The sequence below is a fragment of the Undibacterium sp. KW1 genome (genome assembly GCF_009937955.1).
GTDB lineage: Bacteria > Pseudomonadota > Gammaproteobacteria > Burkholderiales > Burkholderiaceae_D > Undibacterium.
Window position 1 is genome coordinate 2,155,273 of sequence record NZ_AP018439.1, and the last position, 26,466, is coordinate 2,181,738.

At 50.0% G+C, this 26,466-nt stretch carries 23 protein-coding genes and 1 tRNA gene; 16 read left to right on the forward strand and 8 right to left on the reverse strand.

Going from position 1 to position 26,466, the window contains the following annotated elements; genetic code table 11:
- The first annotated feature begins 71 nt into the window (after positions 1 to 71).
- Positions 72 to 1,457: a DNA repair protein RadA gene (radA, locus tag UNDKW_RS09580; protein WP_162058509.1), complete on the forward strand. Its 1,386-nt coding sequence runs from the start codon at positions 72 to 74 to the stop codon at positions 1,455 to 1,457.
- Here the strand turns inward: radA and hpnE are convergent.
- On the reverse strand, positions 1,454 to 2,824 hold the full coding sequence (gene hpnE / locus UNDKW_RS09585; protein WP_162058510.1) for a hydroxysqualene dehydroxylase HpnE: 1,371 nt from the start codon (positions 2,822 to 2,824) through the stop codon (positions 1,454 to 1,456). The genes radA and hpnE overlap by 4 nt on opposite strands.
- A complete protein-coding gene (gene hpnD / locus UNDKW_RS09590; RefSeq protein WP_162058511.1) occupies positions 2,817 to 3,650 on the reverse strand; it encodes a presqualene diphosphate synthase HpnD in 834 nt (277 codons plus the stop codon). The genes hpnE and hpnD overlap by 8 nt, the downstream gene beginning before the upstream one ends.
- A gap of 426 nt (positions 3,651 to 4,076) precedes the next feature.
- Here hpnD and UNDKW_RS09595 point away from each other — a divergent pair, with 426 nt between their 5' ends.
- The gene (locus UNDKW_RS09595; RefSeq protein WP_162058512.1) at positions 4,077 to 4,925 is read left to right on the forward strand and encodes a hypothetical protein; all 849 of its coding nucleotides are present in this window, start codon (positions 4,077 to 4,079) and stop codon (positions 4,923 to 4,925) included.
- A gap of 115 nt (positions 4,926 to 5,040) precedes the next feature.
- Here the strand turns inward: UNDKW_RS09595 and UNDKW_RS09600 are convergent, their stop codons facing one another.
- From UNDKW_RS09600 to hpnC, 3 genes are all read right to left on the reverse strand, one after another.
- Positions 5,041 to 5,745: a M24 family metallopeptidase gene (locus tag UNDKW_RS09600; protein ID WP_197893132.1), complete on the reverse strand. Its 705-nt coding sequence runs from the start codon at positions 5,743 to 5,745 to the stop codon at positions 5,041 to 5,043.
- Between the two features lie 35 nt (positions 5,746 to 5,780).
- Positions 5,781 to 5,993: a hypothetical protein gene (locus UNDKW_RS09605; protein ID WP_197740992.1), complete on the reverse strand. Its 213-nt coding sequence runs from the start codon at positions 5,991 to 5,993 to the stop codon at positions 5,781 to 5,783.
- Positions 5,994 to 6,267: 274 nt separating this feature from the next.
- Positions 6,268 to 7,077, reverse strand: a complete 810-nt coding sequence (gene hpnC, locus UNDKW_RS09610; RefSeq protein WP_162058513.1) for a squalene synthase HpnC — start codon at positions 7,075 to 7,077, stop codon at positions 6,268 to 6,270.
- A 200-nt stretch (positions 7,078 to 7,277) separates the two neighbouring features.
- Between hpnC and UNDKW_RS09615 the strand changes: the two genes are divergently transcribed.
- The 7 genes from UNDKW_RS09615 (at position 7,278) to lon (ending at position 18,182) form a co-directional block, all read left to right on the forward strand.
- Entirely contained in the window at positions 7,278 to 8,492 is a 1,215-nt protein-coding gene (locus UNDKW_RS09615) for an efflux RND transporter periplasmic adaptor subunit (protein ID WP_232063323.1), read from the forward strand.
- Positions 8,489 to 11,587 (forward strand): efflux RND transporter permease subunit, encoded by a 3,099-nt coding sequence (locus tag UNDKW_RS09620; RefSeq protein ID WP_162058514.1) that lies wholly within the window; start codon positions 8,489 to 8,491, stop codon positions 11,585 to 11,587. The genes UNDKW_RS09615 and UNDKW_RS09620 overlap by 4 nt, the downstream gene beginning before the upstream one ends.
- Before the next feature lie 294 nt (positions 11,588 to 11,881).
- A tRNA-Leu gene (locus UNDKW_RS09625) sits at positions 11,882 to 11,968 on the forward strand.
- A gap of 28 nt (positions 11,969 to 11,996) precedes the next feature.
- Entirely contained in the window at positions 11,997 to 13,346 is a 1,350-nt protein-coding gene (tig, locus tag UNDKW_RS09630) for a trigger factor (RefSeq protein WP_162058515.1), read from the forward strand.
- Between the two features lie 17 nt (positions 13,347 to 13,363).
- Positions 13,364 to 13,990, forward strand: a complete 627-nt coding sequence (gene clpP / locus UNDKW_RS09635; protein WP_162040873.1) for an ATP-dependent Clp endopeptidase proteolytic subunit ClpP — start codon at positions 13,364 to 13,366, stop codon at positions 13,988 to 13,990.
- A gap of 268 nt (positions 13,991 to 14,258) precedes the next feature.
- Complete coding sequence (gene clpX, locus UNDKW_RS09640) at positions 14,259 to 15,524, forward strand: ATP-dependent Clp protease ATP-binding subunit ClpX (RefSeq protein WP_162040875.1); 1,266 nt, start codon at positions 14,259 to 14,261, stop codon at positions 15,522 to 15,524.
- A 237-nt stretch (positions 15,525 to 15,761) separates the two neighbouring features.
- Positions 15,762 to 18,182 carry an endopeptidase La gene (gene lon, locus UNDKW_RS09645; protein ID WP_162058516.1) on the forward strand — a complete coding sequence of 807 codons (2,421 nt, stop codon included), beginning with the start codon at positions 15,762 to 15,764 and terminating at the stop codon, positions 18,180 to 18,182.
- A 231-nt stretch (positions 18,183 to 18,413) separates the two neighbouring features.
- Here the strand turns inward: lon and lexA are convergent, their stop codons facing one another.
- On the reverse strand, positions 18,414 to 19,070 hold the full coding sequence (lexA, locus tag UNDKW_RS09650; protein WP_162058517.1) for a transcriptional repressor LexA: 657 nt from the start codon (positions 19,068 to 19,070) through the stop codon (positions 18,414 to 18,416).
- A 264-nt stretch (positions 19,071 to 19,334) separates the two neighbouring features.
- Here lexA and rpsF point away from each other — a divergent pair, with 264 nt between their 5' ends.
- From rpsF to UNDKW_RS09685, 7 genes are all read left to right on the forward strand, one after another.
- Positions 19,335 to 19,703, forward strand: a complete 369-nt coding sequence (rpsF, locus tag UNDKW_RS09655; protein WP_162040879.1) for a 30S ribosomal protein S6 — start codon at positions 19,335 to 19,337, stop codon at positions 19,701 to 19,703.
- 27 nt (positions 19,704 to 19,730) lie between these two features.
- Positions 19,731 to 20,030 carry a primosomal replication protein N gene (priB, locus tag UNDKW_RS09660; protein ID WP_162058518.1) on the forward strand — a complete coding sequence of 100 codons (300 nt, stop codon included), beginning with the start codon at positions 19,731 to 19,733 and terminating at the stop codon, positions 20,028 to 20,030.
- Positions 20,031 to 20,039: 9 nt separating this feature from the next.
- Positions 20,040 to 20,324, forward strand: a complete 285-nt coding sequence (gene rpsR / locus UNDKW_RS09665) for a 30S ribosomal protein S18 (RefSeq protein WP_110252960.1) — start codon at positions 20,040 to 20,042, stop codon at positions 20,322 to 20,324.
- 26 nt (positions 20,325 to 20,350) lie between these two features.
- Positions 20,351 to 20,803: a 50S ribosomal protein L9 gene (gene rplI, locus UNDKW_RS09670; RefSeq protein WP_162040881.1), complete on the forward strand. Its 453-nt coding sequence runs from the start codon at positions 20,351 to 20,353 to the stop codon at positions 20,801 to 20,803.
- Between the two features lie 166 nt (positions 20,804 to 20,969).
- Positions 20,970 to 22,358, forward strand: a complete 1,389-nt coding sequence (locus UNDKW_RS09675; RefSeq protein ID WP_162044543.1) for a replicative DNA helicase — start codon at positions 20,970 to 20,972, stop codon at positions 22,356 to 22,358.
- A 151-nt stretch (positions 22,359 to 22,509) separates the two neighbouring features.
- Entirely contained in the window at positions 22,510 to 23,136 is a 627-nt protein-coding gene (locus tag UNDKW_RS09680; RefSeq protein WP_110252962.1) for a DUF47 domain-containing protein, read from the forward strand.
- An 84-nt stretch (positions 23,137 to 23,220) separates the two neighbouring features.
- Positions 23,221 to 24,231, forward strand: a complete 1,011-nt coding sequence (locus tag UNDKW_RS09685; protein ID WP_162058519.1) for an inorganic phosphate transporter — start codon at positions 23,221 to 23,223, stop codon at positions 24,229 to 24,231.
- Positions 24,232 to 24,303: 72 nt separating this feature from the next.
- On the opposite strand, the gene UNDKW_RS09690 is transcribed toward UNDKW_RS09685, so the two are convergent.
- Both UNDKW_RS09690 and UNDKW_RS09695 read right to left on the reverse strand, forming a co-directional pair.
- Complete coding sequence (locus UNDKW_RS09690; protein WP_162058520.1) at positions 24,304 to 25,062, reverse strand: LytTR family DNA-binding domain-containing protein; 759 nt, start codon at positions 25,060 to 25,062, stop codon at positions 24,304 to 24,306.
- Between the two features lie 18 nt (positions 25,063 to 25,080).
- Positions 25,081 to 26,412 (reverse strand): sensor histidine kinase, encoded by a 1,332-nt coding sequence (locus UNDKW_RS09695; RefSeq protein WP_162058521.1) that lies wholly within the window; start codon positions 26,410 to 26,412, stop codon positions 25,081 to 25,083.
- Between the last annotated feature and the right edge of the window lie 54 nt (positions 26,413 to 26,466).

Genomic DNA, 26,466 nt, shown 5'->3' on the forward strand with positions numbered 1-26,466 from the left:
AGTGTTTTTCTGGTCTGCATGCAGATGCGAACTGAACTTGTAAACCCCCGCAAATTTCCTCTGGTCTGAAGATGGCAAAAGCAAAAACCAATTTTACCTGTACTGAATGTGGTGGTATTGTCAATAAGTGGGCAGGGCAGTGCCCGGCTTGCGGCCAATGGAATACCCTGGTCGAAACCATCGTCGAATCTGTTGGCAACCGCTTTAGTGCCAAACCCCAGGGGCTGGCGCAATCTGCACCTGTTTTGAACCTGGCAGAAATTGAGGCGCTGGATGTGCCGCGTTTTGGTACTGATATTGATGAGTTTGACCGCGTGCTCGGTGGCGGGTTGGTTGCCGGCGGCGTAGTGCTGATAGGTGGTGACCCTGGCATAGGTAAATCCACTTTGCTGTTGCAGGCGCTGGCTAATCTGGCTCAAAAGAAAAAGGTCTTGTATGTCAGTGGCGAAGAGTCGGGAGCACAAATCGCCCTGCGCGCCAAACGCCTGTCGCTGGACGCGAAGGACTTGCAATTACAGGCCGAGATACAACTGGAAAAAATTCTCAATACCCTGGCTGAGCATAAGCCGCAAGTCGTGGTCATTGATTCCATCCAGACCATGTATTCAGATGCCCTGAGTTCTGCGCCCGGCTCAGTTGCCCAGGTACGCGAATGTGCCGCCCAGTTGACACGTGTTGCCAAGACCATGAACATCACCATGATACTGGTCGGCCATGTCACCAAGGAAGGTGCCTTGGCCGGGCCACGTGTGCTTGAGCATATCGTTGATACGGTCTTGTATTTTGAGGGCGACACCCATTCCAGCTTCCGCCTCGTGCGGGCGATTAAAAACCGTTTTGGTGCAGTCAATGAACTCGGTGTGTTTGCCATGACGGAAAAAGGTTTGAAGGGCGTATCCAATCCTTCTGCCTTGTTCCTGTCGCAGCATGATACCCAGGTGGCTGGCTCTTGCGTCATGGTCACGCAAGAGGGGACGCGGCCCTTGCTGGTAGAGATACAGGCGCTGGTTGACAGTTCACATGCACCCAATGCACGCCGTTTGTCCGTTGGTCTTGAGCAAAACCGCCTGGCCATGTTGCTGGCGGTGTTGCACAGGCATGCTGGTGTGGCGGCTTTTGATCAGGATGTGTTTATCAATGCTGTGGGCGGCGTCAAGATTGCAGAGCCGGCCGCTGATCTGGCCGTGTTGCTGGCGATCAATTCGTCGATGCGCAATAAACCCCTGCCACGTGGGCTGGTGGTGTTTGGCGAGGTTGGTTTGGCTGGCGAGATACGTCCCGCACCGCGTGGTCAGGAGCGCTTGCGTGAAGCGGCCAAGCTGGGTTTTTCGATTGCGATGATCCCAAAATCAAATGCGCCGAAACAAAAAATCGAAGGCCTGACCATCATCGGGGTCGACAGGATAGAAGAAGCCCTGTCCAGAATCCGCGATGTCGATAGCGAAATCCCGGATTAGTTTTTTGCCGTCTTCAAGTCTTTGGCGATAGCGTGGCTGGCTGCTATGCCACTGCGTACGGCTCCTTCCAGAGTGGCAGGGTAGTCGCCTTTGGTATAGTCGCCTGCCAGATACAGGCCAGGGTAAGCTGTATGATTGTCTGGCCTGTTCAAACCAGGTGCGCAACTGAAGGTGGCGCGCTTTTCCGATATGCATTGATGCCAGATAGGTTGCGCCAGTTCTGGCAAGCCAAGGCTTTGTGTCAGTTGGGCAGCAATATCCATCGCCAGTTCATGTCTGTCAATTTCTGTGGCAGCTTGCGAAACACTCACCACCACCGCCAGCAAGCCCGCCTGATCTGGTTGTAACTGACCACGGTCAAATACATATTGCCCCCATTTTTTTTGACTCGCATCGTCAAGCAGAGCCAGCATGGGACGTGGCAACCTGACGTTTGAGCCATATTGCAGATAACAGGTAGTGATAGGTTCGTACGTCATTGCAGGCAAGGGTGCTGCCTGATCTTTGAATGGCAATGTGGACAATAGTCTGTCTGCATTGGCAAAATCGCAGGCAAGTATGACTGCATCATGGAGCGGCAGTTGTGCTTCTGCCTGCTTCAGTTCAATTTGCCATTTGCCATCTTCATTTTGCACAAGGCATGTTGCGGTATGGGCTGTTAAGACTTGCCCGCCGTGAGCGCGTACATAGTCAGCTGCTTTTTCTGGGAAGATACCGCTCAGGTCCAGCCGGGGTATCAGCATGTCGGATGCTGTGCGTTTTGCTCCGAGGCTGTCGCGCAGTACATTTAAGAATACCTGGGCTGAGGCGCGTTCTGGCGGCGTATTCAGGGCTGCGATGCAGAGTGGTATCCACATCAAACGGCAAAGCCGCGGTGTCTGATCAAAACGTTCCAGTAATTCCAGGACGCTGCAATCTTCATTCAGACGCCAACCCATCCAGCGTGCTGTGGATGAAAATCTTGCCAGTGCCATTTTGTCAGCAAAGCTCAGGCCACTGGATTTAATCAGTGCGAGTAATAAGTGTAGTGGGGCAGGCAAGCGCGGAGCGATAAACGACATGCCATCTTCCAGTTCTGGATAGACCATTTGCAGCGGCAAGTTCAATAGTGCTGTTTCAGTATCGACACCAACCAGTCGCATCAGGCGCAGACTCTGAGTATAGGCGCCCAGCAAAATATGCTGGCCATTGTCCAGTTCATGCCCATGCACTGTGACACCACGCGCACGCCCACCCAGATTGCGGCTGGATTCGAATAATGTAACGGTGGCACCTTGTTGTGCCAGTTCACAGGCAGCCGCGCAACCAGCCCAGCCAGCGCCGATGACGGCGACTGACTTGTTTTTCAGCGCCTCTTTTTTAGCCACGGACGTAGGTTTTCCAGGCTAGCCAGAGTTTGCGTATCGGTGTCAGCGAAATGCGCTGATTCAGTACATGGAAGCCGTCACGCTGGATTTCTACCAGCAGGGCGCGATAAATTGCTGCCATGATGAGGCCGGTTCTTTGCGCCTTGCGGTCTTCCGGCGGCAGCAGAGCAAAGGCTTCTTCATACAGTTTTTGCGTGCGCTCATACTGGAATTGCATCAGGGACTCAAATTGCGTGCTATGGCGGGCATTCAGAATATCGGCTGCAGTGACATTAAACTGCTGCAATTCGTTGACGGGCAAGTAAATCCTGCCTTTACGCGCATCTTCACCCACATCGCGGATGATATTGGTCATCTGGAAAGCCAGTCCCAGTTTCTCCGCAAACTCACGGGTTTGCGGATTGGTGATGCCAAAAATACTGGCCGACAAAATGCCGACCACGCCGGCGACATGCCAGCAATATTTTTGCAGCGCATTGAAGTCGAGGTAGCGGGTCTGGTTCAAATCCATTTCCATGCCATCGATGATCGCCAGCAGGTGCGCGCCATCAAGCTGGTATTCTGCCATGTGAGGCAGCAAAGCCTTGGTGACAGGATGCGTGGGTTGATTTGCCAGCATGGCCTGCACTTCCTTGCGCCACCAGCCCAGTTTGCTGCGGGCCACCATGTCGTCAGTGCTTTCATCCACAACATCATCGACTTCGCGGCAAAATGCATACAGGGCGGTAATTGCCCGCCTTCTTGCCTGGGGCAAAAACAGGAAACTATAGTAAAAACTGGAGCCACTTTGTGCAGCTTTTTGCTGGCAATATTCGTCTGGAGACATGCTGAATGAGTAAGAAGTGGCGGCTAAAGCCAAAATTAAGGCCAAATATAAAGCCAAAAAGTAGCTATGTTAACAAACTGTGGCAAAGCTCACAAATCTCTTGCACTACATTGTGTGCCGAGAATGATGATTTCTACGCAGTTTACAGTAGAAATATGAAATTCTTATTAACAAAGTAAGGTGCTGGCTGGCCTGACGCTGGTTTTGTACGGCGCAGGCAAAATCCCGGGCTTTGTATAAGAAGTGTATTTTGACGCCGGGATAGGCCTGTTTTATCGTAACATATTGTAATGAAAACGAAGAACTGCCTTCTTATCCGGGACTAAACGTATAATAGGCGGCGCGTCATAAAGCAATACCAGAGCGTTAGAGCGCCATGGAAAATCGGCGCGGCATTGAAAATAATTACTCATTCGGACGAATATCTTGAATAAATCGAAATTTGCAGCATTGATCGTTGGCGCAGGCATAGTCCTCGCTGGATGTGGTGGCTTTGTATATACGACAGTTGGCGGTACTGTCACTGGTCTGGGTACTGGTGATGTCCTGGTTTTGCGCAATGAAGCCAATTACACCCAGACGCTGACGGCAGATGGTACTTTCTCATTCAATGTTGCCAGCAATGGTGCTTACTCCATCAGTGTGCTGACCCAGCCAAATTCTGTGAACTGCACGGTTGTCAATGGCACAGGCAAGATGTCCAGTGATTCAGCAGTCAAGAACATCGCCGTAACCTGTGTGCCGAATGTGCCGGTGGGTGGCGCGGTTTCCGGCATGGCTGACAATAGCTCCATGGTATTGCTCAATAATGCGTTGTCAACTACTACAGTAACGGCCAATGGCAGCTTCCAGTTTGCATCTTATGGTGTCAGCGGTCAGCCGTTTGCAGTGACTGTAGGTATCCCGCCTGCATCGCAGTACTGTACAGTCGCCAATGGCACTGGCACTGTCAATAATGCCAATCCTGCAGCTTCACTGACGGCCCTGGTGTCTTGTGTACCTGCTGTGCCGGTTCAATTTACCGTCAATGGCCTGACAGCTGGCACCGTGTTGACCATGGTGAATACAGTAGATGGTTTTGCTGATAAATTTGCCGTTAGTGCGCCAGGTAATTATCAGTTCAACTGGAGCTGGTTGAGTGGCAAGCCATTCAATATCACGGTTGATACCCAGGCTACCGGTCAGACTTGCAAGGTTACTGGTGGTACTGGTTTTGTCGATGCATCCAATCCTGCTGCCTCAAGAAATGCAGTGGTAGATTGCGCCAAGACCTGATAGCACGCAGTTGATATAAAAAAAAGCTGGACAGATTAACATCTGTCCAGCTTTTTTGTGTTTACCCGCAAGGGCAGGCGGATTAAATGGGTGGTGGGGGGGGCTGCCTTTGCCTTTATATTTCTTCCAGCTTGCCCTGCTCATTGAAATAAAAAATCCCTTCATGCTTGAAGCCCCATTTGCCGCCTTTGAGGCGTATGAAGGGTTCAAAGCTGAAAAAGGCGACTTCTCCCAGTTCCTGGTTGTTATCTGAATGAATATATTGGCGCTGGTCGCGGTCTGTGACGATGCTGTGTCCGACATTATTGCGGTAATCCAGGTTCACGAAGCCATTTTGCCGTATGCGTAAATTGGCCCAGTCAAATAACTGACCAAACGTGGTTTTGGGTGTCACGGTTTCCAGCATTTGCGCATGCAGGTGCTGCTGGAAGCAAAGCCCATTGCGGAACTCCAGCAATTGTGGCGTGTGCGTTACCCTGCCGTTTTCAACGGGGAAGGAGCGAGCGCAATCTCCCCAATATGCATCATGGACCGGGCTCAAATCCACCGTAACCAGATTGGCTGATCCCACGGTTTCTTTGCCGGGTTGGTAATCACTGCCAGAAATGGAGACACAACTACGCGACCCCAGCAGGACCAGGGCAGGGCACTGGTGGTACCAGGTTTCGGAATAGCCCGATTCGCACAGCATGGCATAAGCCTTGTCGGCGATGCTTTGCTCGGTATCTTCAGCCGTGATCATGCCAGCCAGGCGTGCCAGTACCGTCTTGGCAGCGGACTGGATTTCCCTGTGCTTGGCAATTTGCAATGCTGTGGGCATGATATTGAGTTGGCTATCGTACAAAATACGGGTGCTTATCTATGGTGCTTGCTATTGGAGTTACTGTCGGCGTCACTGCTGTCGCTGTCCTTATTGGCATCACTATCTTCTTCGCTGTCGCTGGTGACGGCCCTGACGCCTGCGCGTGTGACATCGACGGCAGTGCCAACGACGGCACTGCCAACTTTAACGGTGGTTGAGACCGCAGCATCGGCAATTGCAATGACGGTACAGCCGTTAAGTGACAATAGTGATAGTAGGAAAACACATCGACATATACAAGTTCGCATTCAGACTCCAGAATCCGGTGCAGACCCGCTTGCTCGTAAAAGAAGCGCAAGGGATTACTGCTTGGTGTGATTGACAGTCTGATTTTAAGTTCAATCCCGTGTATCTCCTATTGCTATCAGACAAAAACAATAATGATTTACATGTTGCTACAATTTGTTGACACAGCGGGATGCTGGCAAACGTTTGCTGTGGGTCAGCGATTGAATGATGCGGATTTGCGCTGGTTTGTCTTCACATGTGTGTAGCCCGCCATGCCAGTCTGATCCAGTCGGTCTTGGTTAATGTGGGTCTGTACTGAAATACGTTGTAATTTGCTGCTTCGATTTTTTCCAGTATGCGCAGCCCGCCTTGTACCACCAGGCGCAATTCCCATCCCAGTCTGCCGGGCAGGCGCTTTGCCAGACCGCTGCCAGATTCCATCATGTTCCTGGCACGCGCCACCTGAAAGCGCATCATATTGCGCCAGTCCTCATTTTGCATGCCACTGGCAATTTGCTGCTCTCCTATGCCAAACCGGCTCAGGTCATCCAGCGGGAGATAGATTCTTTGCTTTTGCCAGTCTATGGCGACGTCCTGCCAAAAATTGATCAGTTGCAGTGCACTACATAGGGCATCTGAATCGCGCAAATTTTCAGTGCTGGCCTGTTCATACAGGTGCAGCATCAGTGTACCGACCGGATTTGCCGAGCGGGCACAATAATCCAGCAGCCCGGTAAAGTCTGCATATCTGGTAGTGACGACATCCTGTTTGAATGCCGACAGTAAATCGCGAAAGCTTTGCAGCGGCAGCTTATAGTCACGTATCACCTTAGCGAGCGCCTTGAATAGTTGTGATTCGCTGCTACTATTTTTCTCTATGTTATCGAGTTCGCGTTCATATTCTGCCAGTTGCGCCAACCTTTGCTCTGGGCTGGCATCTCCCTCATCGGCAATGTCGTCGGCACTGCGGGCAAAAGCATAGATGACCTTGACCGCTGGTCTTAAGCGGGCGGGAAGCAATAGCGAGGCAACAGGGAAGTTTTCGTAATGGTTAACCGACATTTGTTGAGCTAAATTCCATGGAAAGTCTTAATGACCGAAAAGTCATTGGCAAAAACAAGATGCTTAACTATAATTACTAACCGCAAAGTCAGTTACTTGATAGTAGCATGCAGTCAATATTGAATATTAATAAAATAACATTGTCATTTTTGCCCGTTTTGTTCCGGCCCTGAAAGCCAGCATAGTAAAGGAAAACTCCTGTGTTAACACCAGAAACTAACATCCATCCTCAAGCGAGGCAGTTTGCTGGAAGGCGTGTTGCCCAATTCGCCTTCATTCTTGCTTCTGCAACACTATTGCTGGCTTGCTCCAAACCTGCCGAAAAGACCGAAGACATACGTCCGGTCAGAACCATTACTCTGGCGAGCAGTAATATAGACGTCAATGCCGAGCTGACCGGTGAAGTACGTCCGCGCATAGAATCACGCCTGGGTTTTCGCGTGCCGGGCAAAATCGTTGCCCGTAAAGTGGATGCCGGTACCTTGGTTAAGCGCGGCCAGGTATTGATGCAGCTTGACCCTCAGGACTTGGCGCTGGCGCAGGTCCAGGCCAAGGCAGGGCTGACCGCAGCCGAGAGTAACCGCGATCTGGCCAAGGCTGAATTGAAGCGTTATCAGGAGTTGCGCTCCAAGAATTTTGTGGCCGCCGCCGTGCTGGATGGCAAAGAAGTCGCTTACAAATCGGCACAATCAACTTATGAACAGGCTCTGGCAGCTTATAAGAACCAGTCCAACCAGTCTTCCTATACCAGCCTGGTGGCTGATGTCGATGGAGTGGTGACAGGCATCGATGCTGAGGTGGGGCAGGTGGTTGCAGCGGGTACACCGGTCGTGCGCGTAGCCCAACTGGGGGCTATGGACGTTATCGTTGGTGTACCTGAAGACAAGGTCAACTCCATCCGTCAACTGACGGATGTCAATGTACGTTTGTGGGCCAACCCTGGCCAGACCATACCTGGTAAATTGCGTGAATTGTCACCTATGGCTGATCCTGTCACCCGCACTTACACTGCCAAAGTCAGCCTTGCTGGTGATAGCAAGGATGTACAACTGGGCATGACTGCTTATGTCAGCTTCAATGCGAAAAATCCGAATAGTGCAATCAAAGTGCCTTTGACTGCCTTGTTCCAGGAAAAAAATGCTTCTTCAGTCTGGGTGGTCGAGTCTGGCGTGGTCAGGCTGGTGCCGGTTCAGGTAGCCGGTTCTTCTGGTGAAGAAGCCTTGCTGGCTGGTGGTGTCAAGCCAGGTCAGGTAGTGGTGACGGCGGGTGCCAACCTGCTCAAGAATGGCCAGAAAGTAACCATACTCGGTGTGGAAACTGCCCCCGCCCCGGCCAAGTCTGTGGCCGCTGCCAGTGATGCCGCATCCGTAGCTCCTGCAGCGCAGGCAGCACCAGCAGCAGGAGCTGCCAAATGAGTGATTCCTCACGTGGTTTTAATTTATCCAGGTGGGCGCTGGAGCATATCCCGCTGACGCGCTACCTGATGGTCGTGCTTTTGCTGGGGGGCATACTCAGCTATGGCAAACTCGGGCAGGATGAAGATCCGCCGTTTACTTTCCGTGCCATGGTGGTGCGGGCTATCTGGCCAGGTGCCACCGCTTTGCAAATGGCAGACCAGGTGACTGACAAGCTGGAAAAAAAGCTGCAAGAAACGCCTTATATAGACAAGATACGCAGTTACTCCAAGCCAGGTGAGACTTTAATCATCCTGCAATTGCGTGAATCGACGCCGCCCAAGGAAACGCCGCAGGCCTGGTACCAGGTGCGCAAGAAGATCAGTGATATACGCGGGACTTTGCCACCGGGTGTCATAGGTCCTTTCTTTAATGATGAATTCGGCGATACCTATGGCTCCATCTTTGCCTTGTCCGGCGATGGTTTCAAGTATGAAGAAGTCAAGGAATATGCCGATTTTGTGCGTCAGCAATTCTTGCGCATCCCTTCTGTCTCCAAAGTAGAGTTGTTTGGTGTGCAGGATGAGAAAATCAACATTGAATTCTCGCAAAAAAAATTCTCGCAACTGGGCGTGCCTTTTGATTCCATCGTGGGGCAAATCAATTCTCAGAATGGTGTGGAAGCTACGGGTGTTCTGACCACCTCAACAGATAACCTGCAAGTGCGCGTTTCTGGCGCGCTGATGACGGTTAAAGAGCTGGAAAACCTGCAATTGCGCGCCAATGGCACGACTTTCCGCCTGGGTGATTTTGCTACCGTCAAACGTGAGTATAAAAACCCGCCGCAAGACAAGATGCGCTTTAATGGCAAAGAAGTTGTCGGCCTCGGTATTTCCATGGAAAAAGGCGGCAATATCATAGAGCTGGGCAAACACCTGCAAGTTGATGTTGCTGAAATCAAGGCTAAATTGCCTGTAGGCATTACCCTGGAGCAGGTGACCAATCAGCCGGATGCGGTGAAGTCTTCAGTCGGTGAATTTATCCGCACATTGATAGAGGCGGTCGTCATTGTTCTTGCAGTCAGCTTCCTGGCCTTGGGTTTGCATACTAAACCTTTCCGCCTCGATATCTGGCCTGGTCTGGTGGTTGGTTTGACGATACCGTTGGTGTTGGCAATTACCTTCCTGTTCATGCGCATCTTTGATATCGATTTGCACAAGATATCGCTGGGTGCCCTGATCATTGCCCTGGGTTTGCTGGTCGATGATGCGATTATCGCGGTTGAAATGATGGTTCGTAAGATGGAAGAAGGTTTCTCGCGCTTTGATGCGGCAACCTTTGCCTACACGTCAACGGCGATGCCCATGCTGACCGGTACCCTGATCACGGCTGCGGGCTTCTTGCCTATCGGTCTGGCAAAATCGGCGGCAGGTGAGTATACCTTCTCGATGTTCTCGGTAAATGCCCTGGCTTTGCTGATTTCCTGGCTGGCGGCGGTTATTTTTACGCCTTATCTGGGTTATTTGTTGCTGAAGGTGAAGCCTCATGGCGGCTCCGGTGGCAGTGAGCATGAGATTTTTGATACACCGTTTTATACCCGTTTCCGTGCTCTGGTGAACTGGTGCGTGAATTGGCGCAAGACTACCATCATCATTACGCTGGGTGTGTTTGGTCTGGGTGTGTATGGATTCAAATTCATTGAGCAACAGTTCTTCCCAGACTCCAGTCGTCCTGAATTGATGGTGGAGTTGTGGCTGCCCGAAGGTTCATCCTTCCAGGCCACGGAAGCACAGGCCAAGAAGTTTGAAGCCTTCATGCAAAAACAGGAGGGCGTGGAAAGTGTGACCAGCTATGTCGGTACGGGTAGCCCACGTTTCTACCTCCCGCTGGATCAGATTTTCCCGCAGACCAACGTGTCGCAGATTGTGGTATTGCCCAAAGACCTGAAGGCGAGGGCAGCTTTGCGCCTGAAGATCATTGAAGCATTCAAGAATGATTTTCCTGAGGTGCGTGGCCGTGTGAAACTTTTGCCAAATGGTCCGCCGGTTCCTTATCCTGTGCAGTTCCGTGTCACCGGTCTGGAAGTGACCAAAGTCAGGGAAATTGCTGATCGCGTCAAAGAAGTCATGCGTGCCAACCCGAATACCGTTGGCGTGAATGACAACTGGAATGAATCAGTCAAGGTAGTGCGTATTGACCTCGACCAGGATAAATTGCGTGCATTGGGCATTACTTCGCAAGCTGTGATGCGTGCTGCCAACACCATCCTGACGGGTACGACTGTTGGTCAGTTCCGTGATGGCAACAAGCTGATTGATATTGTCGTGCGTCAACCAGTCGATGAGCGTTCTACCATAGAAGCATTGGGTAATGCCAATGTGCCAACTGGCAGTGGCAAATTTGTGCCTTTGTCCCAGGTCGCCCGTATCAATCTGGTATGGGAACCGGGTGTCGTCTGGCGTGAAGGTCGCGAATGGGCAGTAACGGTGCAGTCTGACGTGGTTGATGGCATACAGGGGCCAACTGTGTCCAGCCAGATTTCGCCCAAGCTTGACCAGATCAGGGCCAGTCTCTTGCCAGGTTACAAGATAGAACTGGCAGGTGCGGCGGCGGACAGTGGCAAGGCGCAGGAGTCAATTGCTGCCAACGTGCCATTTGTGATTTTCATCATCTTCACCTTGTTGATGTTGCAATTACATAGTTTCTCGCGCTCTGTGCTGGTGTTCCTGACTGGGCCTTTGGGTGTGGCGGGGGCAGCGATGGCCTTGCTGATATTGCAGCGTCCATTTGGCTTCGTTGCTCAGCTCGGTGTCATTGCCCTGTTTGGTATGATCATCCGTAACTCTGTCATTCTGATTGACCAGATTGAGCATGACATAGGTGAGGGCGTGCCGCCATGGGAGGCGATTGTCGAGTCTGCGGTGCGCCGTTTCAGGCCTATTATCCTGACGGCAGCAGCCGCGGTGCTGGCGATGATACCTTTGTCACGTTCCGTGTTCTGGGGCCCAATGGCGGTTGCCATCATGGGTGGTTTGGTTATCGCAACAGCATTGACCTTGTTATTCTTGCCAGCCTTGTATGCTGCCTGGTTCAGGGTCAAGAAAACCAGCCTCTAGGCGCATGTTTCAGGTATGTGTCTGATGTCGTCCCTGCCATAGTGTAGGCAGGGACGAAAAATGGCTTAAATCCGCCAATCTTGCCTGCATCAAGGGCTTAAAGCGCCTGCATTGAGCTTGTATTTAAAAAAATAAGGCACATGCCGATAAAATCCAGTAGAATATCGGGCTGGAGTTGTAATGCCACATACATCAGTTTTGGGCGACGCTTGAATTTCGGGTCGCCCTTTGCTTTTGTGACGGCCGTGCAGAACGTGTGGCGGCATTGCGCCGGTGAACATAAACATACATCCCGCGAGGATGGCGAAATTGGTAGACGCACCAGGTTTAGGTCCTGACGCCAGCAATGGTGTGGGGGTTCGAGTCCCCCTCCTCGCACCACAGAATTTTTACTATTTGGACGATTTTCATGGCAACTGCAGTCGAAACTTTAGATAAATTGGAACGCCGTTTGACGATTTCCTTCCCGGTCGCTGATGTGCAATCGGAAGTTGAAAAGCGTTTGAAACAGCGCGCACGCACAGCAAAAGCGCCTGGTTTCCGTCCTGGTAAAGTACCTATGAAAATGGTAGCCGCCCAATATGGCTATCAAGTAGAAACAGAAGTACTGAACGACAAAGTCGGCCAGGCTTTTGCTGCTGCAGCAAATGAAAACAAATTGCGTGTTGCTGGTTACCCAAGCATAGAGCCAAAGTCTGGATCAGACGTGGCTGAAGGCAGCTTGGCATTCGATGCAACTTTCGAAGTGTATCCAGAAATTACAGTGGGTGATTTGGCTGTTGCAGAAGTTGAACAAGTCAAATCTGACGTAACTGACGCTGAAATCGATAAAACCATCGATATCCTGCGCAAGCAACGCGTGCATTTCCACGTTAAAGGCGAGCAGGGTGCGCATGGTGACGGCGGTGCAGACCAGTCCGCACAGAATGGCGACCGCGCTACAGTAGATTTCGTAGGCAAGATCGACGGCGTCGAATTTTCTGGCGGCAAAGCTGATGGTTTCGCATTCGTACTGGGCGAAGGCCGCATGTTGCCTGAGTTTGAAGCCGCAACTATCGGTTTGAAAGTCGGTGAATCCAAGACTTTTCCACTGGCTTTCCCTGAAGACTATCATGGCAAGGACGTCGCAGGTAAAACTGCAGAATTCACGATCACTTTGACAAAGTTGGAATGGGCGCATATGCCTGAAGTGGATTCCGAATTTGCCAAAATGCTGGGCGTGGAAGATGGCGACCTGGTCAAGATGCGTGCAGATATCAAAGACAACCTGGAACGCGAAGTACGTGGCCGTGTCAAATCCAAGACCAAAGAAAGCGTCATGGACGCTCTGGTCAAGGTCGTGGAATTTGATGTGCCAAAAACTCTGGTGGCTCAAGACAGCGAACGTCTGGCAGAAATGACACGTCAGGACATGGCGCAACGCGGCATGAACGTCAAAGATGTGCCTTTCCCTGCTGACTTGTTCAATGCGCAAGCTGAGCGCCGCGTTCGCCTGGGCCTGATCCTGGCTGAGCTGGTCAAGGCTAACAATCTGCAAGCGACAACTGAACAAATCAAGGCGCAAGTTGAAGATTTTGCTCAAAGCTACGAAGATCCGCAGCAAGTCGTTAAATATTATTTCAGCGACCGCAATCGTCTGGCTGAAGTTGAAGCCCTTGTATTAGAAGAAAACGTCGTTAACTATGTGTTGGGTAAAGCGAAAGTCACAGACAAAGTTCTGCCTTTCGACGAATTGATGGGTAACAACGCACAAGCGTGACAAATAAAGGAAAACACATGACAGGCATCATCCGTAATTCGGCACTGGACACAAACATGCTGGGCATGGTGCCTATGGTGATTGAGCAAAGCGGCAGGGGTGAGCGTTCATACGACATCTACTCACGCTTGCTCAAGGAGCGTGTGATTTTCCTGGTGGGTCCGGTCAATGATCAGACTGCCAATCTTGTTGTTGCGCAGTTGCTGTTTTTGGAAAGTGAAAATCCTGATAAGGATATTTCACTTTACATCAACTCTCCTGGTGGTTCGGTATCTGCTGGTATGGCGATTTTCGATACCATGGAGTTCATCAAGCCTGACGTATCTACCCTGTGTACCGGTATGGCGGCATCCATGGGGGCCTTTTTGCTGGCAGCAGGTGCCAAGGGCAAGCGCTTCTCTTTGCCAAATTCCCGTATCATGATTCATCAACCTCTGGGCGGCGCTCAAGGTCAGGCATCTGATATTGAAATTCAGGCACGTGAAATCCTGTATCTGCGTGAGCGCCTGAATGGCATACTGGCTGAAAAAACTGGCCGCAGCCTGGAGCAAATTGCCAAAGATACAGACCGTGATAATTTCATGTCAGCAGATGCTGCTGCGGAATATGGTCTGATCGATAAGGTGCTGGCGCATCGCGCTTAAATTCCCCAAGCACATTGCTTATCAAAAGAAAAACGCCTGTTCCATGATGGTCCGGGCGTTTTTTTATTCTGTTCTATAATGTCTCTTTGCTCCCCATTGTTGCATATTGATGTCATGACGAAAGACGTTTTTGCAGGTAATATGCAAGACCAAGAAACTGAGATTATTAATGTTTAATGTGCGTGACTGAGGCCTGAGTCCAGGCTCTGTCCAGCCAGCGTTTAATCATCAGTTTATAGATTAATTTTGTTTATTTCATATACGTATCATGCCCGATAAAAAATCCTCCAGCGGAGAAAAGTTGCTCTATTGCTCGTTTTGCGGCAAGAGTCAGCATGAGGTTAAAAAATTAATAGCTGGGCCATCCGTATTCATCTGCGACGAGTGTATCGATCTGTGCAATGACATCATTCGTGACGAAGTGTCCGAGATTGATAATATTGCCAGTGCGAAAACTGAGTTGCCTACACCACAGGAAATCACGGATTTGCTGGATCAGTACGTCATTGGTCAGTTGAATGCCAAGCGCATCCTGGCAGTGGCTGTATACAACCATTACAAGCGCCTCAAGCATCTCGGTAAAAAAGATGACGTTGAACTGGCAAAGAGCAATATTCTGCTGGTAGGTCCTACCGGCTCTGGCAAAACCTTGCTGGCGCAAACACTGGCACGCATGCTGAATGTGCCTTTCGTCATCGCCGATGCGACTACTCTGACTGAAGCTGGCTATGTTGGTGAAGACGTAGAAAACATCATCCAGAAATTGCTGCAAAATTGCAATTATGAGGTTGAACGCGCACAAAAAGGTATCGTCTATATCGATGAAATCGACAAGATTTCCCGTAAGTCTGATAATCCTTCGATTACCCGCGATGTGTCCGGTGAGGGTGTGCAACAGGCTTTGCTGAAACTGGTTGAAGGTACCATGGCGTCAGTGCCACCTCAAGGTGGCCGCAAGCATCCTAACCAGGATTTCATACAGATAGACACGACCAATATCATGTTCATCTGTGGTGGCGCATTTGATGGCCTGGCCAAGATCATTTCTGACCGTTCAGAGCGCAGTAGCATAGGTTTCTCTGCCAGCGTCAAGAGCCAGACTGAAAAGAGCGCCAGCGAGGTTATGCAGGATGCTGAGCCACAAGATCTGATCAAGTTCGGTCTCATTCCTGAACTGGTAGGTCGTTTGCCTGTGATTGCTACGCTGAATGAGCTGGATGAAGCAGCGCTGATACAAATTCTGGTAGAGCCTAAAAATGCCCTGATCAAGCAATATGCAAAATTGCTTGAGATGGAAGGTACTGAACTGGATATCCGCCCTGCAGCCTTGCAAGCGATTGCCAAGAAGGCCATTGCGCGTAAAACCGGTGCCCGTGGCCTGCGTTCCATCCTTGAGCATGCTCTGCTGGATGTCATGTATGACTTGCCTAGCCATCAAAATGTGGAAAAAGTTGTTATTGATGAAAATACCATTACCAATGGCGCCAAACCCTTGCTGATTTACCATGAGCAGCCAAAAGTATCTGGTGCCTGATGGCATTGTTTGCTGCGAAGTAACAAAAATGGGGACTTAGCTCCCCATTTTTATTTATTTTGCCTTGTTTTAATTTGATTCGAAGTACAATGGTTTAACCAAACGATTCTGGCTTCAATCGTAAAGCTACCCGGAGAAGCTCTCTGAGTGGCTTTTTTTATTGTTTTTTTCCAGAATGGGCTTGTGTTTCCGCCCAGTGCGCCAACATTGTTAACCAGTATTTATGAAAGGTGCGCCATGACGACTACTCTGATTACCGAACAAACCCAATTGCCGTTGTTGCCACTGCGTGATGTCGTTGTATTCCCGCACATGGTAATCCCCCTGTTTGTGGGCCGCCCCAAATCCATTAAAGCCCTGGAAGCCGCTATGGATCAGGGTAAAAGCATCATGCTTGCTGCCCAGAAAGCTGCTGCCAAGGATGAACCTTCGGCAGATGATATCTATGAAATTGGCTGTATCGCCAATATTCTGCAAATGCTGAAATTGCCAGACGGCACTGTCAAGGTGCTGGTCGAAGGTGCGCAACGTGCGCGGATCAGCAAGATCCATGATTCTGAATCGCATTTCTTTGCCGATTTGACACCGATCGCCGTCGATGAAGGTGACGAGTCAGAAGTGGAGGCCATGCGCCGTACTATCGTTCAGCAATTTGACCAGTACGTCAAACTGAACAAAAAAATTCCACCAGAAATCCTGGCTTCGTTGTCTGGCATTGATGACGCTGGTCGCCTGGCTGATACCATCGCCGCGCACCTGCCTCTGAAGCTGGAACAAAAACAAGTCATCCTGGAAATTTTCAGTGTGGCAAAACGTCTTGAGCATTTGCTCGGTCAACTCGAAGGTGAGCTTGATATCCTGCAAGTTGAGAAACGTATCCGTGGTCGCGTCAAGCGCCAGATGGAAAAATCCCAGCGTGAGTATTACCTGAACGAACAAGTCAAGGCGATACAGAAAGAGCTGGGCGAGGGTGAGGAAGGCGCGGATATTGACGAGCTGGAGAAAAAAATCCTGGCCGCCAAGATGCCTAAAGAAGCCCGCGACAAAGCACAGAATGAGTTGAAAAAGCTCAAGATGATGTCCCCGATGTCGGCAGAAGCGACTGTCGTGCGTAATTACATCGACACTATCGTCAATTTGCCATGGAAGAAAAAATCCAAGGTCAATAATGATTTGACGAATGCTGAAAAAGTATTGGAGGACGAACACTTTGGCCTCGATAAGGTCAAGGAACGCATCCTGGAATATCTTGCAGTACAACAGCGCGTCGACAAGTTGAAAGCGCCTATCCTGTGTCTGGTAGGTCCTCCAGGTGTGGGTAAAACCTCGCTGGGGCAATCCATCGCCCGCGCTACGAACCGCAAGTTTGTGCGTATGGCTCTGGGTGGTGTGCGTGATGAAGCAGAAATTCGCGGTCATCGCCGTACTTACATAGGCTCCATGCCAGGCAAGATTTTGCAAAGCCTGTCCAAGGTCGGTGTACGTAATCCATTATTCCTGCTGGATGAAGTCGACAAGATGGGTGCCGACTTCCGTGGTGATCCTTCATCGGCTTTGCTGGAGGTATTGGACCCTGAGCAAAATCACACTTTCTCGGATCACTATATCGAAGTCGATTTCGATTTGTCCGATGTGATGTTTGTAGCGACGTCCAACTCTTACAATATTCCGCCAGCATTGCTGGACAGGATGGAAGTGATACGTCTGTCGGGTTATACCGAAGATGAAAAGACCAGCATTGCCCAGCGTTATCTGTTGCCTAAACAAATCAAGAACAATGGTTTGAAAGAAGGCGAAATCACCGTTGCTGAAAGTGCAATACGCGACATTATTCGCTATTACACCCGAGAAGCAGGTGTGCGTTCGCTGGAAAGGGAAATCTCCAAAATTTGCCGCAAGGTAGTGAAAATGCTCTTGTTGAAAAAGACCGAGAAAAAAGCCACGGTCAATTCAAAAAATCTGGATAAATACCTGGGCGTACGTCGTTATGACTTTGGCGTTGCCGTTAAAGATAACCAGATTGGTCAGGTTGTCGGTCTGGCCTGGACTGAAGTGGGTGGCGATTTGCTGACCATAGAAGCCGTCGCCATGCCAGGTAAAGGTGGCGTCATCCGCACAGGTACACTGGGCGATGTCATGAAAGAATCCATCGAAGCAGCCCGCACAGTGGTACGCAGCCGCGCCAAACGTCTGGGTATCAAGGCGGATGTGTTCGAGAAGAGCGACATCCATATCCACGTACCAGAAGGTGCAACACCGAAAGATGGGCCATCTGCCGGTATTGCCATGACCACGGCTCTGGTGTCAGTATTTACTGGCATCCCGGTCCGTGCTGATGTTGCCATGACAGGTGAAATCACCTTGCGTGGTGAAGTATTGCCTATCGGTGGCCTAAAAGAGAAATTGCTGGCTGCTCATCGTGGTGGCATCAAAACAGTATTGATACCTGAGGAAAATGCCAAGGATCTGGCTGAGATCCCGGATAATGTCAAAAACAAACTGGAAATCATCCCGGTACGCTGGATAGACAAGGTCCTGGAAATTGCACTGGAAACTCAGCCTGTTCCTTTGGTGGATGAGCCTGTTTCTGTGGCGGCTGCAACGCCGGCTACAGCGCCGACGGAAACTCCTGCAGACACGACGGTTGTTAAGCACTAAGTTTTTGAAGTAACAGCTCGTTGCTCTGAAATGAAAAACGTCCGGGACATCCGGACGTTTTTTTATGCCTGCTGCTTTTTAATCATTCATGGTGTGTACGCTTATTGGTAAAGGCTGGGAAAGCAGAGAGTGACTTACCAGCAGGCAGAAACAAATAAGCTTGAGAAATAAGCTTGAGATTCTGCCCGGGCGTGAAGTAAACGAGAGGGTAAAATCACGCCCGGGCTGACCTCAAACCCAGTTGCGCATGAGGCCGACAGCCAGACCTTCCAGCGCGAAATCTTCTTCCGAGTCGCCAATCTTGATGACAGGATAATCCGGGTTCTCTGGCATCAGTTCTATCAGGCTGCCAGTTTTTTTATAGCGCTTGACGGTCACATCATCACCCAGGCGCGCAACCACGATCTGGCCATTGCGGGCACTGTCAGCCTTTTTGACGGCCAGCAAGTCACCGTCAAATATGCCAGCATCGCGCATGGACATGCCGCGCACCTTCAGTAAAAAATCTGGCTTGGCAGAAAACAGGGCAGGATCTACGTGGTAAGTGGATTCTATATGTTCACTGGCCAGTATCGGGGAGCCAGCGGCAACGCGGCCAACCAGTGGCAGGGCAAGTTGCAATAGAGCGGGGTGAGGCAAGGCCAGTTGCTTGCCTGTGATATGGCTGGACAACTCTGACTCCAGCAGGCGTATGCCGCGTGAAGTACCTGCCGCAATTTCTATGACGCCTTTTCGTGCCAGAGCTTGCAGATGTTCTTCTGCCGCATTGGTGGAGCGAAACCCCAGTTCTGTCGCAATCTCGGCCCGGGTAGGGGGAAATCCCGTGTTTTGAATGGCGTCTTTGATCAGGTTCAGGATTTGTTCCTGGCGGGAAGTGAGTTTGAGCATGGCGTTTTCTAGTGTTAAGGTGCTGTATATACAAGCAGTCTGTATTTTTATACAGTAAAGCTGAATATGCAAGTCAAAATGACCGTAATTACTGAGAAATCTGAAAAAATACCTCACTTACGATGAGGAATTGGCAGATAAATTGCCTAAGTCACTGATCTAATTGATCAATATGAAAAACTGGGTTATTATTATCGGCTTTCCTCTTCCCGCACTCGTCTTGACGCCGAGGCGGGCTATTTTTATTGTCCACAAGGAGAATATATGCGTCATTATGAAATCGTATTTATCGTACATCCAGATCAGAGCGAGCAAGTTCCTGCAATGATCGAGCGCTACAAGGCAAGTGTTGTAGCCCGTGGTGGTCAAATCCACCGCGTTGAAGACTGGGGCCGTCGTCAACTGGCTTACATGATTCAAAAACTGGCGAAAGCGCACTACGTTTGCATGAACATCGAATGCGATGCTGAAACTCTGCTCGAGTTGGAAACAGCATTCAAATTCAATGATGCTGTCTTGCGTCACCTGACAGTCAAATTGAAAAAAGCAGAAACAACACCTTCTCCTATGATGAAAGCTGTTCAGAAAGAAGATGCTGCAAAAGCGCAACGTGTTGAAGCACCTGCTGCTTAATAATTGACAAAGGTCGCGTAAAAAATAGTGAATCAGCTGAAGCTCGTAGCCCGGATTGTGGAAAAAAGCGCATTGCGCTACACCCCGGCCGGTATTCCGATAGCTTCTGCTACCTTGATGCATAGTTCAGAAACTCGTGAGGCGAACACTGTCCGCCAGGTCGAGTTTGAGATTTCTGCGATGGCTGCTGGTGAAATATCCCGGCGTTTTACAGAAATTGCCCTGGAACAGCCCATGGAATTCACCGGTTTTTTAGCGCGCAAAAATCGCAATAGCAAAAGTCTCGTTTTTCATATCACTGAATTCGGGACACATTTACTAGATTAGGAGCCAAAAATGGCATTCGGTAAAAAATTCGACAAAAGCAAATTGAAGCAAAAGCGTCAACAACAAAACCCTTTGTTCAAGCGCAAAAAATTCTGCCGCTTCACAGCAGCACATGTAGAAAAAGTTGACTACAAAGACATCGACACACTGAAAGATTTCGTGCAAGAAAACGGCAAAATCATGCCAGCACGTTTGACCGGTACAAAAGCGCTGTATCAACGTCAAGTTGACACTGCAATCAAACGTGCACGTTACCTCGCGTTGCTGCCATACACTGATTTGCACACAGCGTAATTGACGACAAGGTAAAGGAGAAAAATATGCAAGTTATTCTGTTGGATAAAGTCGTTAATCTCGGCAATCTGGGTGATGTAGTTCGCGTAAAAGACGGCTATGCACGTAACTTTTTGATTCCACAACGTATGGCTCGTCGTGCTACGACAGCTGCAGTTGCTGAATTCGAAGCTAAACGCGCTGAACTGGAAAAAGCAGCAGCAGCCAAATTGGCAGCAGCTCAAGCTCAAGGCGAAAAACTGTCCGGTCTGACCGTGCAAATCACACAAAAAGCGGGTGTAGATGGCCGTTTGTTTGGTTCAGTTACTAATGCTGATATCGCTGAAGCCCTGACTAAACAAGGTTTTGCGGTAGAAAAAGCACAAGTGCGTTTGCCACAAGGTCCATTGAAGATCGCTGGCGATCACAGTGTTTCCGTTGCTCTGCACACTGATGTAGTAGTTGACGTTATCGTTGCTGTATTGGGCGAACACGCTTAATTTGCTTTCTTGGCAAATTCAAAAAAGCCGGGTTTTCCCGGCTTTTTTTATGTGGATGGCCGAATTTTGAGCGATTTCGCTATTTGTCACAAACTTGTCACAAACTGGTTCATTTCTCCATGCTGGGACGTTCTGATAGTCTGATTTAACGGTTATAATGCGCGCCATGAAAGCTGGTTCTGATCCTCAACTTGATGCCTTGCGTGTCCCCCCTCATTCCATAGAAGCAGAGCAATCTGTTCTCGGAGGTTTGCTGCTTGATAATGCCGCCTGGGATCGTATCGCTGACTTCATCAACGAAGAAGATTTTTATCGTTATGACCACAGGATTATTTTCCAGTGCATGGTCAAATTGATCAATTCTTCCCGTCCTGCTGACGTCATCACTGTGTATGAAGCCCTGAATGGCATGGGCAAGGCAGAAGACGCCGGTGGCCTTACCTACCTCAACGCGCTCGCGCAGAATACGCCTTCGGCTGCGAATATACGCCGCTATGCAGAGATCGTGCGTGACCGTGGTGTCTTGCGCAAGCTGATTACCGTGGCAGATGAGATCTCAGGGGACGCCTTTAACCCGCAAGGGAAAGAGGTCAAGCAAATGCTGGACGCGGCGGAATCCAAGATTTTTGCCATCGCCGAAGAGGGCGCGCGTGGAGCACAAGGTTTCCAGGCCATCCAGCCCTTGCTGACACAAGTCGTTGAACGCATTGATGAATTGTACAACCGCGACAACCAGAACGATATTACCGGTGTGCCTACCGGTTTTGTTGATCTGGACAAAATGACTTCAGGTTTGCAGCCAGGTGATCTGATCATTGTGGCGGGACGTCCATCCATGGGTAAAACTGCCTTCTCGCTGAATATAGGTGAGAACGTGGCCATAGACAGTGGCTTGCCAGTCGCCGTGTTCTCCATGGAGATGGGTGGCGCCCAGTTGGCCATGCGTATGCTGGGTTCGGTAGGTCGTCTGGATCAAAGCCGCCTGCGGGTCGGCAAGCTGACTGATGAAGACTGGCCCCGCCTGACGCATGCGATACAAAAAATGAATGATGCGCAGTTGTACATTGATGAAACACCAGCGTTGAGTTCTATTGAATTGCGTGCCCGATCACGCCGCCTGGCGCGCCAGTGTGGCAAACTGGGTTTGGTGATAGTCGATTACTTGCAATTGATGTCAGCCAATAATGCCGGTGAAAACCGTGCGACCGAGATTTCTGAAATTTCCCGTAACTTGAAGGGCTTGGCAAAAGAACTGCATTGTCCAGTGATTGCCTTATCCCAGTTGAACCGCTCCCTGGAACAAAGGCCAAATAAACGTCCTGTCATGTCTGACTTGCGTGAATCTGGTGCGATTGAACAGGATGCTGACGTCATCATCTTTTTGTATCGTGACCAGGTATACAACCCGGATTCACCGGACAAGGGGACGGCAGAAATCATTATTGGTAAGCAGCGTAACGGCCCCATTGGTAGCGTGCGTCTGACTTTTCTGGGTGAATACACCAAATTCGATAACTATGTCGGTCATTTGTCCGTGTTTGGTGATAACGAATAATATTGAAAAAAGTATGAACTGATATTGATTGCTTGGTAGAGACGAAGTGGTGTTGTAAAGACTTAAAAGTAGAACAGTGTTGCCAGGCATGTTTGTATGCATGCACTTTCCTGGACAATTCTAGAAATCTTATATTTTCAGTGAGAATAAAATGTTTGGACGCTTGATGCCCACCGAGGGCAAATTTTTTGAACTCTTCAATCAACATGCTGAGTTATGTGTCAAAGGCTCCAAGGAAATGGTTGCCCTGATGACGAACTTTGATGACCTGGAGATCCGTGTTCACGCGATAGAGAGCATAGAAAAACAGGCTGATACTGTCACTTACAACACGATAGAATTGTTGCACAAAACCTTCATCACACCACTGGACCGTGATGACATCCACAAACTGATCACACGGATGGATGATATTCTGGATTTGCTGGAAGATGCGGGCCAGACCATCTCCCTGTACGATATCCGTGAAATCACACCAGAAGCCAAGCGCCTTGCTGAACTTTGCCTGGGTTGTGCCGAGAAAGTGAAGGCAGCCGTAGCCTTGCTGCACAACATGGATAATTCCCGCGAAATTCTGGCACTGTGCGAAGAAATCGACCGCCTGGAATCAGACGCTGACCATGTCATGCGCGCTGCCATGTCCAAACTGTTCCGCGATGAACCTGATGTCCGCAATCTGATTAAACTCAAAGCGATTTACGAAATTCTGGAAACAGTAACGGATCGTTGTGAGGATGTCGCCAATATCATAGAAGGCATTATTGTTGAGAACGCTTAAGCGTCTGACTTTTTTATTTTGACGCTTAATTGACGCTTAACAGTTCTCTGTCAATGCAGAGAGCGAACAAGGGAATTCACTTTTATGCAATCCTTTCATATGAGCCTGTATGTCATCATCTTATTGGTGGTACTGGCATTGTTATTCGATTTCATGAACGGCTTCCATGATGCCGCCAATGCGATCGCAACCGTTGTATCGACGGGAGTATTGAAGCCTAGCCAGGCTGTAGCCATGGCTGCCTTATTCAATGTATTTGCTTTTTTTGTTTTTAACCTGTCAGTTGCCAAGACCATAGGCAAAGGTACGATTGATCCTGTCATTGTTGATCACTATGTCATCTTTGGTGCCCTGGTCGGGGCGATATTCTGGAATCTGGTGACCTGGTATTTCGGTATCCCGTCCTCGTCTTCACACGCCCTGATTGGTGGCCTGATAGGCGCTGCAGTGGCGAAAGAAGGTACTGGGGCCCTGATTGCTGCTGGTCTGTACAAGATCATCCTGTTTATCGTCTTGTCACCCTTGCTGGGCTTTGTGCTGGGTTCCGTGATGATGCTGATTGTCTCCTGGCTGTTCGTTAAGTCGACACCAAGGAAAGTGGATAAATGGTTCCGTCGCCTGCAACTGGTATCAGCTTCTGTCTTCAGTCTGGGACATGGTGGTAATGATGCTCAGAAGACCATGGGCATCATCTGGATGTTGTTGATTGCTGCCGGTTATTCCAGTGAGGCTGATAAAGGCCCGCCGAGCTGGGTAGTGTATTCCTGCTATGCAGCCATAGGCCTGGGTACCTTGTTTGGTGGCTGGCGTATCGTGAAAACCATGGGTCAGAAAATCACCAAACTCAAACCAGTAGGCGGTTTTTGTGCTGAAACCGGTGGTGCCATCACCCTGATCATGGCAACGGTACTGGGCATTCCTGTATCGACAACGCACACCATTACTGGTGCGATCGTTGGTGTAGGTTCAGCGCAAAAAATGTCTGCAGTGCGCTGGGGTGTTGCTGGCAATATCGTCTGGGCATGGATTTTGACAATCCCGGCTTCTGCATTTGTGGCAGCCATAGCCTGGTGGATAGGTAAACACATCCTGTAGGGAAAAATACTGATGCATAAAAAAGCGCCTCAGTTCACACGAACTGAGGCGCTTTTTCTTGGACGCTTGCGCTCACATCTGTTTGAACAAATGCACGAAACTGCGGCTGACTTCCAGCTTTTCTGTCAGCCCTTTGATTTGCACGAGATGGCGGCCACGCAGGTCGCGCACTACACCTGAAATAGCTTTGGCGTTCACCAGTGTCGATCTGTGGATTTGCCAGAACAGGGCGGGGTCGAGTTCATCTGCCAGATCGCGCACAGGTTTGCGTATCAGCGCTTCGTAAGTGGCGGTCTGTACCCGCGTGTATTTTTCGTCAGACTGGAAGAACAGAATTTCTTCTACTGGTATCAGTCGCAGTTCCTGGCCTATCGATGCCTGTATCCATTGCAGGTAATTGGGCTTGGGTGCTATCCCCATCTGTTTTGCCAGTTGTGACAGCATGGTGCTCATGTCATTTGGCTGGCTCTGGGCAGTTAACCTCGCCTGGAGTCTTTCTACCGTGCGCGTCAGCCTCTCTACGTCGGCGGGCTTGAGTACATAATCAACTGCACCATGATCAAAAGCCTGTATCGCATATTGATCGTAAGCTGTGATGAAAACGATATGCGCCTTGTTGCCTATGTCCTTGGCCGCTTCCAGCCCGGTTTTGACCGGCATGCGTATGTCCAGGAAAACCAGGTCTGGTTTGTGTGTTTCGACCAGGGCGACAGCTTCCTCGCCATTTTTTGCTTCATCCAGAATTTCCAGCTCGGGCCAGACCTGTTCCAGGCGCGACTTTAACTGGTCGCGCATCAGTCTTTCATCATCAGCAATTATGGCAGTAGGCATGGTCAGCGTAATTGAAATCTAGTTGGCTAATTCGTAAGGGATTTCTATAGTAACGCAAACTCCACTAGGTTGATTAGGGGTAATGATCATTTGACCCTTTTCTTTGTAAATCAATTTCAGGCGTTCACGTATATTTTGTAGTCCCAGTCCGGTACCGTTGCTGGGCATGGCGCCAAACCCCAGTCCATCGTCCGTCACTGAAACACGCAATTTGTTATGCGCAACCTCGGCATGGAAGCGTATGGTGCCACCTTCTGCCTTGCATTCCAGGCCATGCTTGATGGCATTTTCTACCAGGGATTGCAACATCATCGGCGGGAAAGACGCGCTGCGCAAACCCTCAGGCATGATGAAATCGACATTCAGTCTTTCTTCCATGCGCATTTTCAGTAACTCCAGATAGGATTTGATCATATCTGCTTCACGTCCGAGATTGGTCACGCTGGCATTTTCACGCATTTGTGGCAGGACAGCACGCAAATAGGCGATCAGGCTGCGCTGCATGGCAGCGGCACGTGGAGGATCGGTTTCTATCAAATGCTCGACCGAGGCCAGGGTATTGAACAGAAAATGTGGCTCTACCTGCGCTTGCATCATTTGCATCTGCGCTTCGCTGACCTGACGCAACAGCGATTCGCGCTCGGCTGCCATGCCCGCTTCCTTGGCCTTTTCTTCGGCACGGACTTTGCCGCTCATCAGGGCTTTCATGCCAAACAGGCCAAATACCAGCAAGACCACGAAGTTGACAAACCATTTGGAGGAGGTGCGTTTATAGCTTCGTACTTCTTCGTCGGCAGCATCGGCAACTGCATTATTGATTTCTTCGCTGATTTCCTTGGCTATTTCAGCAGGCAGCTTGATGTGGATATCGTCATTCTCTGAGATTGACGGCGGGCTAGGAGGTGTTGGTGGTGCGGGAGGTGCAACTGTACCAGGGGCGGCTGGTGCTGACGGCGGAGCAGGGGGAGTAATGCCGCTGTCCTTGCTGATGTGGACACCGTTCTCATCAATCTCTATCTGCTTGCCCTTGCCGTCGATATTGTTTTTACGGATATGCAGGCCAGTATTGTCTATTTCTATACTGGTATCACCATCGCTGATCTTGCTGGTTTTTTTTGCCTTGCTGGATTTGCCAGATGGGCTGCTTTTTGTGACAACCACCTTTTCTTCCGATGTGAACAGCATGTCCTGCAGCATGCTGCCTGCAGTGATGGTGATAATGGCAAACAAGAAAAACTTCCACCAGGATAATTTGGTCACCCAGGCTGCCGTTGTGTCAAAGCTTTTGCTGAGCCAGGCCATCAGGTCGGCGATAAGCTGCTTGATCGTATCTGCATTGGTATTATTCATGATGCTTCTCTTTTAACGGTTGTCCCTGACATTTCAGCCTCGTGTCATGCACGG